This is a genomic window from uncultured Henriciella sp., assembly GCF_964005855.1.
In the GTDB taxonomy this organism is placed as follows: Bacteria; Pseudomonadota; Alphaproteobacteria; order Caulobacterales; family Hyphomonadaceae; genus Henriciella.
Window position 1 is genome coordinate 35,998 of record NZ_CAXFSW010000004.1, and the last position, 12,165, is coordinate 48,162.

The following is a 12,165-nucleotide window of genomic DNA, read 5'->3' on the forward strand; positions in this document are numbered from 1 at the left end:
AAACCGGGATCCTGACCGCAGCCCCACCGGGCCTGCGGCCGCACCTGATGGTTTCAGCCTTGTCCAGAGGCCCCGCCACATCTGCAAAGTCTCCGGACTCTCGCGCCCGGTCAGCTTGAAATTTTCTGGTCGTCGAGTTCAACATCTATCCAGATGGGTAGATGGTCAGAGGCACGTTCTGCCGATTGTTTCGACACGACGCCATGTGAAGCGATGCTTACGGCTCCGTGGATGACGAACCGGTCCAGTTTAAAGTGCGGCGCGGAGGCGTGAAAGGACGGGCCGGGGGCAATCTCTGTCCAGCTTGAGCCAGGCGGCAGAAGACCTTTGGTCTTGTGCCATTCGTTCAGATCGCCGCCAAGAATGATTGGCCCGCTGAATTCTTGAGCGGCGTCAAGGACATGCGCCATCTGAATCAGACGGTCGCGTCGCCGCAATCCAAGATGAAGACCGCCAACGCTCAGGCGTATACCGGGCCCGGTCACCGTCGCCAGCACGGCACCGCGCGGTTCCAGCCCTGGCAGATCAAGCGCCTTCAACGTCTTCAGCTGCAGATATGGCCGGAGCAGGATTGCATTGCCATGGTGACCAATGGAGGGGGTATCGGGATCGGCGTCGATGGACGTCCAGCCTGAAAGCCGAACCAGATCAAGGGGCAGGGCAGGTGGCCGCGGCGGCAGGCGTTTGTCGCTTTCCTGCAAGAGCACGATATCGGGTTCGAGGCGTTCGATCACGCGCAGAACGCGCTCGGGTTTGCGGCGCCAATCGAGCCCGACGGCCTTGCGAATGTTCCAGCTGACGATGCGGAGGGCCTGCATCAGAGAACCGGCCCAAACAGGCGGGCCACCGGGGCCAGCAATCTGACATGCCAGGGCCCTGGCAAGGCGACGGGCTCTGATTTTGAGAAATCTTCCTCCAGCATGGCCGCAACATCGGCGGCGAAGGCCTGATCCTCAATGAGGGCGGTTTCCTCAAAGTTCAGCAAGGCCGATCGAATATCCAGATTAACCGTGCCAATCGATGCGATATCGTCATCAATCAACATGACCTTGGAATGCATGAAACCGGGCTCGTACACGAAAACCCTGACGCCCGCTTCCGCCAGGATGCGCGCCGCATGGCGGGAGGCATACCACGCAATGACATTGTCTGAGGGGCCCGGAATCAGGATGCGAACATCAACGCCGCGCATTGAAGCCAGCTGAAGGACCGTCAACAGGTCAGTGTGCGGAATGAGATAAGGCGTCGTGAGCCAGAGCCTGTGACGCGCAAGATTGACCAGACCACAGAGCAGTAGACTGCCGCGCTCGAGATGATCGGTAGGGCCAAAACCTGTCACGAGGCCACGCACACGTCCGGGGCAGTCTGGCGGCGTTTCAAGGTGCAGAGATGGAAGCCTGTCCCCCGTCACGGCCTTCCAGTCGAACGCGAAGATATCGCGAAGCTGCCTCACCATCGGGCCCTTGATACGCAGGTGCGTGTCTCGCCAGGACCTGAACTTCTTTCCCCCATCGATATATTCCTGTCCGACATTGATCCCGCCGGTAAACCCGATCGATCCATCGACCACCACGGCCTTGCGGTGATTGCGGAAATTGACCCCGATACGGCCCAAAGCGCGATGTGGACCTGGAATACCGCGTATTTCTATGCCTTCCGTCTGAAGGGCGCGGACATAGCGCTCGCCCAGGAACAACGAGCCGATCTTGTCGCAAAGCACACGGACTTTGACCCCGCGCCTCGCTGCCTGAATCAGGTGCTCCTTCAAACCGTCGCCAACGGCATCGGAGCGAATAATGTAATACTGGACAAGGATTTCGTGCTCCGCGGCATCTATGGCGGCAAAGATGGCCTCGAATGTCACTTGTCCATCGACAAGAAGGGTCGCCGAATTGCCATCGGCCGGGGAATTGGCGGCAAGGCTAGCGAGACTCTCCAGCCGTCCCTGAGCAGGCTCTGCGGGCGCCTGCACATTATACCCGTCTGTCCGCGACGTAAGCCGGGAAACACCGCCAAATAGCGCGAACGCAGGCAACGCCAAAAGCGGGAAGGAAATCAGGAAAACAACCCAGGCGGCGGCGCCTTGCGGCGTCCTCGCGGTTGTGATGGCGGCGCGGGCCACAAAAATGCCGATGACGATAAGCGCGAACTGCAAACCGACGACGAGACCAATCATCGTCATGTCCTGTTCATGCGATCAATGGCAGGTCAAGAGACTCATGGCCCGCGACCGCCATCACCCGGTCTTTCTGAGCTGCGTGCGTCACCTCAGCAGGTTTGCCTTGGCTAGTTCAACAACCTCGTCGCCGCGGCCGTTCAACACGGCCTTCAGCATGTATAGGGTGAAGCCCTTGGCCATCTCGGTCGTCACCTTCGGCGGCATCGCCAACTCCATGCGTTCGACGACGGCATCGATCAGGACCGGGCCGTCATGGGCCAATGCCTCGGCAATGCTGCTCTCCAGGTCTGCCGGGTCTTCGATACGGATGCCCTTGATCCCGACCGCCTCGGCCAAAGCTGCGAAATCAGGATTGTCGAATCCAGTACCGAAATCGACGAAGCCCGACGACTTCTGCTCCAGCTCGATAAAGCCGAGTGAGCTGTTGTTGAAGACGACGACCTTGACCGGCAAGTTCAGCTGCTTGAGCGACAGCAAATCACCCATCAGCATCGTGAAGCCACCATCGCCCGAGAGCGAAATGACCTGACGCTCCGGATAGCCCGCCTGAATGCCGATCGCCTGCGGCATCGCGTTTGCCATCGAGCCGTGCCAGAAGGACCCGATCAGCCGGCGCTTGTCACTCATCGCGAGGTAGCGCGCGCTCCAGACGGTCGGCAGGCCGACGTCAGCCGTGAACGCCGCGTCTTCGTTCGCCAGCTCGCTCAGCACGCGAACCACATGCTGCGGATGGAGGCGGCCGCCCGGACGCCCGTCAGCCAGCTTGTCCAGTGCAGCCCGCGCCTCTTTGTAATGATCGACCGACGCGCTCAGATGCCCGTCGTCGCTCTTCTCAGTGATCTTTGGCAGCAGCGCGGCGAGCGTGTGCTTCACGTCACCGATCAGCCCCTCCTCGACCGAGGTACGCCGACCGATTGATTCCGGCCGGATGTCGATCTGCGCGACGCGCGCGTCTTTGGGGTAGAACTGGCGGTAGGGAAAATCGGTCCCCAGCATCAGCAGCGCATCGCAGGCGCCCATCGCATAATAACCGGAAGAAAAGCCGATGAGGCCGGTCATCCCGACGTCGTAGGGATTATCCCACTCGATATGTTCCTTGCCGCGCAGCGCGTGGACGATCGGCGCCTTGAGCGCTGCGGCGAGCGCAACGACCTCGTCATGCGCGCCCTCGACGCCCCCGCCGCAGAGCAGGGTGACGCGCTTAGATTCGTTGAGCAACGCTGCGAGCCGGTCGAGGGCGTCTTCGGGAGGCGCAACGATCGGTTTGGGGGGCTTCAGCGACAGCGGCTGCGGCTCGCTCTCTCCCGAAATCTCCTTCAACGCGACGTCACCCGGGATGACCAGCACCGATACACAGCGCTCGGCAACGGCCCGGCGGATCGCCGTTTCCATCGCGCGCGGCATCTGGGCCGGGCTGGAGACGAGTTCGCAGTAGCTCGAGCATTCGCGAAAGAGCTCCTCCGGATGGGTCTCCTGGAAATAGCCGGAACCGATTTCGCCCGACGGGATTTGCGCCGCGATCGCGAGCACCGGGACGCGCGAGCGATGCGCGTCGAACAGGCCGTTGATGAGATGGAGATTGCCCGGACCACAGCTGCCCGCACATACTGCGAGTTCGCCGGTCGCATGGGCCTCGCCGGCCGCAGCGAAGGCGGCCACCTCTTCGTGACGGACGTGAAGCCAGTCGATCCCTCCCTTGCGACGGAGCGCATCGGTGAAGCCGTTGAGGCTGTCACCCACGATGCCGTAGATCCGCTTCACACCCGCGGCCTTGAGGGTATCGACCATCTGGTCGGCTACGGTAGGCATGAATACCTCCTTGAGATTTCAATCTCGGAATGTCGTAAAGTTGCGCAACCGCTATCGCTTGAGGCACAGCCCCGACGACAGGACGGGCAATCAAAGGTCGAGAACGATCTTCTTCGTTTTCGACCGGCTCACGCAGATCATCATCCGTCCGCCATGTGCACGTGCTTCATCCGTATACCACTGATCGCGATGCGCCGGTATTCCCTCAAGGACCGCGACCTCACAGGTTCCGCACACCCCCTCCTCGCAAGAAGTGGGTTGATCGGGCAGGATCTGCTTCACATGATCCAGGATCGTCTCATGCGGTTCCACGGTAAAGCTGTGCCCACTGGCGCGGCATTCGACCTCGAAAGCCGCATTCGAGCTGATCCGTTCCGCGGTTTCGCCCTGACAGATGGGTTGAGGCTGCTCTGCGATGACCTCCGTCCTCTGGTCATCGAAATCCTCCATGTAGAACCGGACCCCCTCTCGCTTCGAGACGATGGCCTCGGCCTCGTTCATGAAGCCGGTTGGACCGCACGCATAGACGGCGTCCAGATTGTCTTCGTGCTCGAGAAGTTCGGAAATTGACTGGCGGCCGGTTTCGCCGCTGACATAGACGTTCAATTCCGCATTCGCCTTGTCGGCCAAAGCCCGCATATCGTCAATGAAGGGCATCTGATCCCTGGTTCTGACGAAGTAGTGGCATTTCCAGGCAGCGTCGGTGCCATCGAGATCCCGAAGCATCGAGAGGATCGGCGTCACGCCGATACCGGCTGCCAGGAAGGTATAGTGTGACGCCTGCCTGATCGGAAATCGGTTGATCGCCGGATAGATGACGACGTCGGTACCGACATGGAAATGGTCGCGAATGGCTAAGGAGGCCGATCCCGGATCGTCGAGGATCTTGACCGCGATCCGGTACTTCTTCTGGTAATCCCCGTCTACCAGCGAATAGGATCGCAATCCGCAGCCGGGAACCTCCACGTCGATATGCGCTCCGGCCGTCCAGGAGGGAAAATACTCGGCGCTGAACTCGATCAGAAGAATGGCCTCGGCGATTTCGTCGCGCCTCGTTATCTTCGCCGGGATACGGGTGAGCGCCATATTTCTGCTGGACATTGTCATGTCAGACATCAGTTCACCCTCTTCATGAGCGCGCGAGCTGACGAAATCAGCTCATGACCATCTGGCCCCCAGAACAAATCGATCGCTCGCCGCTCGACATCCGGCGATTCCTGCCGGGCCTTAATTTCTGGCAGCGCCGCCTTCAAATTCTCGGCTTCTTCAGCTCTTTTCTCTTCGTCCCAGCCCGCTCCCCATATCTGAAGATAGGTCGGATAAGAGGCGATGACCAAGTTCGTCGGCTTCATGAAGAACTCTTCCAGGACATCAACGGCCATCTGCTGGGTGGGATGCCAATTCTTCTTGATCTGTTCCTCGCTGAGGGCCGCGAAATCCTTGCCGGATTCGGGCATGATATTCATCGTTTCGGTCTTCTTGAAGAGATCCTGGTATCGATGGAACAAGGCATCGACATCCGCCATGGTCTGAGGGATCTCCTCTTCCGGCGCCCCCACGACACGCAGATATGCCGCTGAGTCCGCGACATACTGGTCGCGTTCATGATTCGGCAGCCGCTGTGGGGGAGTGTCGCCATGCCAGGCGAAATGTTCGTACACAAAGAGCATACCCATCATCTCGGTCAGGGCAGCCCACATCACATCACGGGGGCCATCGGCGTGGTACTCGCCCAGTTCCGGTTGCCCGACATCGATGAGGCCGCCTTTCACATGGGCATGAAGCGCATGCAGGTGCGCCCACATGGTTTCGGCAGTGCGCGTATCACCGAACCACATCGGCGCATGCAGGCCCGAATTGCGCTGAAAGCGCTCGAAGGAGTCAAACGCGGTCAACTTGCCGGCGCGAACCTTGGTCGCTAGCGGATCCGCATCGCGGACGCCCGCGACCACCGGCTTGTACATCAGCTGCATGCTGAATTGTGCCACCGTCTGGTAGATGATCGTGGCGGGGTGCAAAATGACCTTCCACACGACACTGGACGGACCGAAGAGGCCGTAGTCCGGCGTGCCATCGTCATTAATCGACCGGCCCGCGGCAACAGGCACTCCCAGCCGCCGCCATCTCTCAGGGTTTCCCATCAGTTTTTCGACCGAAAGGGCGAACTCTTCCGACGAACTTTCCGCATCTTGTTCGGACATCTCAAAATCCTTCCCGTTTCTCTACAAATCGATTGCTCGCGGGCCTGCGATCTTCCGAAAAAGCTTGGCATGACCGATTTTGCCCCATCCGGGGGCATCATCCTGTCATGACAGCTTCTCATAAAGCTTTATTCCCGGGCGGGAATAAAAGATAGGTAGTGCATGTCGTCAGGCGCGCAAGGTGTGGCGCAGCACATAGTCGGGTTTGAGGTCAGGGTAGTTTGATTACTGTCCGTCGGAGCCGGCGCTTAAAAAAGCCGCACGACGGATCAACGGCCCGGTTCCAACGGTCAATCGCTACAGAAAGGACCCGACATTCCTGCAGCCGATCATCATCGGCGCTGGCATGGTCGGCTTTACCAAGGCGGAGGTGGAAGCCTGGCTTGAGGCGCGCCGCAGGTAAAAATCAGCAAGAACGCCTCAGACTCTCCGCCGGCAGCGGCCTTGCAGCAAAGCGGTTGTGGTTCTGTTCAGCATCTTTCGCGCCCCCAACAGCCTGCGCAGGAAGCAGTCCGGTAGACGAAGAAAAGGCTAAACAGGAAAGGATATCAGCCAGCCTGATCCGTATTGACCGGCGCTGGTCCGATGAATTGGCGGAGGAGGAGGGATTCGAACCCCCGGAACGTTCGCACGCTCAACGGTTTTCAAGACCGCCGCATTCAACCACTCTGCCACTCCTCCGGGCGGGCGTCTGTTTCCTTCATTGCCGCTTCAAATGCAAGTGCAGCACTGAACCACAATTCTGCCTCATTCCGGGGCGACCTCTCGCTGACGACGAAAGAACTGGAAACACTTTGTTTGCAATTTTCGCCGTATGCAGTTCAGTCGGGGCAGGGGGAACTCAGACTGGACACTGTCCAGCGCATGTGCCGCGTGAGGGCGGCCCATGCCAACCCGAATTCAGGATGAGGGCCAAATGGCAGCATCGCGCACCTTGCAGACCCGGGCTCTGGTCAGCCTCATGACAGCCGCCGCACTTGCGCTTCCCGCAAGTGCCGAGCGAACCGATGCGCGGCTTGTCCACGTCAGTGCATCAGCCTCTTCGCTTCAGATGGCGGCGCTTATGCAGTCGGCCGCAGTCGCGCCTGCGCTCAGCATGTCGAGCGAGCAGGGCATCGCCTCCTGGTATGGGCGTGCTTTCCAGGGCCGCCCGACGGCCAGTGGCGAACTTTTTGATGCCAACATCCCGACTGCCGCCCATCCGTCCTTGCCTCTGCCGAGCCTTGTAAAGGTGACAAACCAGCAGAATGGCCGTGAGATTGTCGTCCGCGTCAATGATCGCGGGCCGTTCACAGGCGGGCGTATCATTGATCTTTCGCGCCGCGCAGCTGAAACGCTGGGCATGATCGATCAGGGTACGGCAAGCGTAAAACTCGACTATCTCGGCCCCGCGCCTGAGCTTATTCCGGTCCATATGGGCGAGAGCATCCAGGCCGGCCCGGCGATGAACAAGGTGGCCAGCGAACCGAAACCCGCCAAGCCTGCGCCGAAACTCTATGATGACCGTCTTCTCGGCGGCGTCGAACCCTCTCTCGGCGTACCGGATCCCGGCAAGAAGGTCGCAACGCCAGCCCGTTTGCCCGATTATTCGCCGCCACCGGTTTTCGCAGAGGCCACCCCGTCAGAGCCTGTGGTTCATGAGGCGGGCGCGGCACAAAGCGGTCCAGAGCCGCTTCGCCCGCAGCCCGTGGCTGCAGAGCCCCAGGCCGCAGAGCAGACCGCCTATGGCCCGCAGGTCTATGTCCAGGTTGGCTCGTTTACCCGCATAAACAATGCAGAGGCCGTCTCCAGCAAGCTCAATGGTCGCTATACCACCGACATAGAGTCGGTGCGTGTCGATGAAGCAGATTATTTCCGCGTCTTCGCCGGGCCATTTGCGACGCGCTCGGCCGGTGAGCAGGCGCGCCAGGATCTGCAGTCCCTTGGTCTTGGCGAGGGCTTCTTGGTCCTTCGCTAGGCGAGGGGAGTGGAATAGGGCGCAAGCCTCCCGCGGCCAATTTGTAACCAAATTCCTACCTGAACGTGTGCGAACTTTTCCTTCTGCTTCAGTTGATCTCTACCTTATTACGCTAGCGTCCAGGATGACCGAATAAATCGGTCCGTGCCCCCGGCAGAATGTCGGACACGAAAAATGAGACCGCAGAACGAGGTTCCCATGGCTATGAATGCCACTGCCGGGATGCGTGCGCTTGTCGCAACGTCACTTCTGGCGTCAGTCTGTCCGCTCATCGCGAATGCCGGGCCGCGCGACGCCGCGCCCATCTCGTATAATCATCGTACCGCCGTGAGCCAGGCGCCGACGGTCCAGCCCGTCAACGCGCCGGCCACGCCGCTCTATTCACCAGCTTCCGGCGCCACGCCGAGGCTGAATCCCGTAGCTTCGCAGGATAGCTGGCGCGGCCCGGTCACCCAGACCGGCTCCGGCACGCTGCCTGCCCAGCGGCGTCAGATCAGTTTTACCTATCCGGGCAGTGTGCGCCCCGGTGCGTCCGCCAGCCTGCCATCTGTGCAGTCAGCGGCGCAGCCCGCCAGCGCGCTTGCCAATGGTGTGTCCAGCCGCGCAATCGTGGCTGCAAGCTTTGGCGCCTCGAGCGGCATGACGGCCGGGCATACCAGCCTGCCACTGAACGGTCTCGCCCATGTGCGGGTGCTGAGCAGTGGGAGCGAGGTCGTGGTCCGCATCACCTCACGCACCTCTGCTGCCAGCGGGAATGTGATGACGCTTTCGCCTCATGCAGGTGAAATGCTCGGCCTGTCGCAGGGCCAGTCCGCCGATGTTGAGATCGAGTATCTCGGTGCAGCTTCCGGCGTGGCCGGCGAACACCTGCAAGACCAGGCCACGGTCGCGCCGCCCCCTGCACAGCCTGTCTCCCTGCCACCTGCACAGCGCCGCGCGCCTGTCAGCGACCAGCGTCAGCAGATGGCGGACACGTCGGGCCTGTTTGTCCAGATCGGCTCGTTCATGGATTTCGACCACGCACGCTCGCTTGCGGGTAAGGTCACCTCCGGCATGCGCAGCGACGTCAAGACCGTTGACCTTCGCGGAACCACCTATCACCGCGTGATGGTCGGCCCGTTCAGGACCCGAGCCGATGCCGACAGCGCTCGCACGAGGCTCTCACATCAGGGCTATCGCGACAGCTTCGTCACGCAGGGCTGAATTCAGGCGGGCTGCATTGACCCGGCTTCCAAAACGCCCTCACTGGGTTAGGTTGGATCTATATTGATCCTGCCCAGACCCGGAGAGAGTTCCATGCGCCGACCGACCCTGCTTGCCGCCGTCCTGTTTATCGTCGGGGCCGTCCTGCCGGCGAGCGCTCAGTACATCGATACGCAGGCAGAATACGCCGTGATCATGGACTATGAGACGGGCGACATCCTCTATTCCAAACGCGGCAGCGAGCCGATGATTCCGGCCTCCATGACCAAGATCATGACCGCGCATGTGATCTATGACGCGATTGAGAGCGGGGAAATCTCGCTCGACGACGAAATGGTTGTCAGCGAACGTGCCTGGCGCGAAGGCGGCTGGGCGACCGGCGGCTCCACCATGGGGCTCAAGATCGGCGAGACGCCAACCGTTGAGCAATTGCTTCGGGGCGTCGTCGTTCTCTCGGGCAATGATGCCTGCATTGTCCTCGCCGAAGGGCTTTCCGGATCCGAGGATGCCTTTGCCGACCGCATGACAGATCTCGCGCACGAGCTTGGTCTCGAATCCGCCAACTTCAAGAATGCCAGCGGCCTGCCGGCAGAAGGCCATGTCATCTCCGCGATCGACCTTGCAAAGCTCGCCGCTGCCGAGATCCGCAACTATCCGCAATACTACAAATACTATTCCGAGCTGGAGATGACCTGGAACGGCATCACACAGGGAAACCGCAACCCGCTTCTCTACACGATGGAAGGGGCTGACGGCCTCAAGACCGGCCACCTCCAGGCCTCTGGATACGGCCTCACAGCCTCAGCCGAACGCGACGGCCAGCGTATGATCATGGTGCTGAACGGGCTTCCGAGTTCGCAGGCCCGTGCCGAGGAATCCGAGCGTTTGATGCGGATTGCCTTTACCGCATTCGACTCCAGGACCATTAGCCCCGGCGCCGAACCGCTGGCCCAGCTTCCGGTCTGGAACGGCGAGTCCCGCACCGTAGGGGTCCAGCTGGCCTCGGACGTCCGCGTCGCCGGTCACAAGCAGAGTTTCGATGAGGCGAAAAGCGAGATCGTCTATAACGGCCCCATCGCCGCGCCCATCAAGGCGGGCGACGAGATCGCAACCCTGGTCATCACCATGGACGGCAAGGACGTTCCCGTGACGGCGCCGCTGGTTGCGACAGAATCCGTGGGCGCACTTGGTTTTGTCGGCCGCGCCATTGAGGGGCTCAGCCTCAAAATGGGTGGCGGCACGGCCGAATGATCCGGCCAGGCAAGTTCATAACGGTTGAGGGCGGTGAAGGAACCGGCAAGTCCACTCTGATTGCCGGGCTCGAAACGCATCTGCTCGACAGGGGACAGCCCGTTATCGTCACGCGGGAGCCAGGAGGCACGCCGCTCGCAGAAGCCGTGCGCAGCCTCGTCCTCTCACCCCCGGGAGAGGAACGCTGGAGCGCTCTCAGCGAAGCGTTGCTGGTCTTTGGGGCCCGGCTCAATCACCTTGAAAAGCTGATCCTGCCCGCGCTCGAGGCCGGAGAATGGATCATCTCGGACCGTTTTGCCGATTCGACGCGCGTCTATCAGGGGCTCGGCGGGCTTTCGACCGAAGATTTCGAGACCCTCGACAGGCTGGTAGTGGGCAAGGCGCAGCCTGACCTCACCCTTGTCCTCGACGGCCCGGTCACCGACCTCGTCGCCCGCCGCAAGCAGCGTGGCGGATCGGACGTGTTTGAATCCATGCCGCTCAGCTTCCATGAAAAAGTGCGCCAGTTCTATCTCGATATAGCCGCGGCTAATCCTGATCGCTGCCGGGTGATCGACGCCATGCAGTCCCCCGAAGAGGTGCTGAAGCAGACGCTCAGAACACTGGATGAGGCCTTGTCATGACGCGGGTGGCTTTTCCGCTTTACGGCCATGATGACGCCCAGCAGAAATTCATGAAGGCGCTCTCCGGCGGGCGGCTTCACCATGCCTGGATATTCGAGGGCTCATCCGGGATCGGCAAGGCGCGCTTTGCCTTGCGTCTGGCTGCCATGCTGCTCGGCGCCAGGCCCGCAGGCGACGATCCCGCCGCAGCACCGGAAGACGACCCCGTCATCCAGAAAGTCCTCGCATCTGGCCATCCAGACCTCAAACACGTCCAGCGCGGCCTCAATGACAAGGGCAACCTGAAACAGGACATCTCCGTTGAGCAGATCCGCGAGCTCAACCATTTCTTCGCCCTCAAGCCAGCACTTGGCGGCTGGCGGATCGGCATTCTCGACTCGCTCGATGAAATGAATGCCAACGGCCGCAATGCCTTGCTCAAGACCCTGGAAGAGCCGCCGGCGCGTGCCATCCTGTTCCTCATCTCACACGCCACGACGCCGGTTCTGGCGACGATCCGGTCACGCTGCCAGACCTTGCGGCTGCACACGCTATCCGATGAGGACACGCTCCAGGCCCTGAAAGATCAGGAGGTCGAAACGCCCGATCAGGTGGCCGCGCTGGTAAAGGGACGGCCGGGGCGCGCAGAAGAGCTGACCGGCCCCAAAGTGCTCGCCGCCGCGCATGCCGCCCAGAGCCTCCTGAAGGCCTTTCCGAAGCCGAATGACGCGACCCTTGCAACAGCCATTCAGGCCGCAGCAGAAGACGAGACAAGCTTTGCCGTCTTTGCCGATGAGATCATGAGCTGGGTTGGCGACAAGGCACAGGAGACCCCGCGCTGGGCCGATATCTGGTTCGAGTTGCAACGCACGGTCGCCGCGCAGCGAAACCTTCACATGACACCCATCCAGGCCGCGTCCAAACTGGTAACCGGGCTTCAATCCGGCGCCTCAAGGGATTAGG

General features: G+C 61.1%; 10 protein-coding genes and 1 tRNA gene. 5 read left to right on the forward strand and 6 right to left on the reverse strand.

The genetic code is table 11. The features are described from left to right. Nucleotides 1-110: 110 nt before the first annotated feature. From ABNU55_RS07890 to ABNU55_RS07915, 6 genes are all read right to left on the reverse strand, one after another. Nucleotides 111-818: an endonuclease/exonuclease/phosphatase family protein gene (locus tag ABNU55_RS07890; RefSeq protein WP_290753109.1), complete on the reverse strand. Its 708-nt coding sequence runs from the start codon at nt 816-818 to the stop codon at nt 111-113. Next, a complete protein-coding gene (gene cls, locus ABNU55_RS07895; protein ID WP_290753111.1) occupies nt 818-2,182 on the reverse strand; it encodes a cardiolipin synthase in 1,365 nt (454 codons plus the stop codon). Before cls ends, ABNU55_RS07890 begins: the two co-directional genes overlap by 1 nt. Nucleotides 2,183-2,263: 81 nt before the next feature. Beyond that, entirely contained in the window at nt 2,264-3,988 is a 1,725-nt protein-coding gene (gene poxB, locus ABNU55_RS07900; RefSeq protein ID WP_290753112.1) for a ubiquinone-dependent pyruvate dehydrogenase, read from the reverse strand. Between the two features lie 90 nt (nt 3,989-4,078). Further along, the gene (locus ABNU55_RS07905) at nt 4,079-5,104 is read right to left on the reverse strand and encodes a PDR/VanB family oxidoreductase (RefSeq protein ID WP_290753114.1); all 1,026 of its coding nucleotides are present in this window, start codon (nt 5,102-5,104) and stop codon (nt 4,079-4,081) included. Then, the gene (locus ABNU55_RS07910; RefSeq protein ID WP_290753116.1) at nt 5,104-6,189 is read right to left on the reverse strand and encodes an oxygenase MpaB family protein; all 1,086 of its coding nucleotides are present in this window, start codon (nt 6,187-6,189) and stop codon (nt 5,104-5,106) included. Before ABNU55_RS07910 ends, ABNU55_RS07905 begins: the two co-directional genes overlap by 1 nt. Nucleotides 6,190-6,780: 591 nt before the next feature. After that, nucleotides 6,781-6,870, reverse strand: a tRNA-Ser gene (locus tag ABNU55_RS07915). A 235-nt stretch (nt 6,871-7,105) separates the two neighbouring features. Between ABNU55_RS07915 and ABNU55_RS07920 the strand changes: the two genes are divergently transcribed. From ABNU55_RS07920 to ABNU55_RS07940, 5 genes are all read left to right on the forward strand, one after another. Then, complete coding sequence (locus tag ABNU55_RS07920) at nt 7,106-8,146, forward strand: septal ring lytic transglycosylase RlpA family protein (RefSeq protein ID WP_290753118.1); 1,041 nt, start codon at nt 7,106-7,108, stop codon at nt 8,144-8,146. A gap of 198 nt (nt 8,147-8,344) precedes the next feature. Further along, on the forward strand, nt 8,345-9,349 hold the full coding sequence (locus ABNU55_RS07925; RefSeq protein WP_290753122.1) for an SPOR domain-containing protein: 1,005 nt from the start codon (nt 8,345-8,347) through the stop codon (nt 9,347-9,349). 93 nt (nt 9,350-9,442) lie between these two features. Continuing rightward, nucleotides 9,443-10,600, forward strand: coding sequence for a D-alanyl-D-alanine carboxypeptidase family protein (locus tag ABNU55_RS07930; RefSeq protein WP_290753125.1), 1,158 nt, complete (start codon nt 9,443-9,445; stop codon nt 10,598-10,600). Then, a complete protein-coding gene (gene tmk / locus ABNU55_RS07935) occupies nt 10,597-11,223 on the forward strand; it encodes a dTMP kinase (protein WP_290753127.1) in 627 nt (208 codons plus the stop codon). The genes ABNU55_RS07930 and tmk overlap by 4 nt, the downstream gene beginning before the upstream one ends. Continuing rightward, the gene (locus ABNU55_RS07940; protein WP_290753128.1) at nt 11,220-12,164 is read left to right on the forward strand and encodes a DNA polymerase III subunit delta'; all 945 of its coding nucleotides are present in this window, start codon (nt 11,220-11,222) and stop codon (nt 12,162-12,164) included. Before tmk ends, ABNU55_RS07940 begins: the two co-directional genes overlap by 4 nt. Nucleotide 12,165 lies beyond the last annotated feature (1 nt).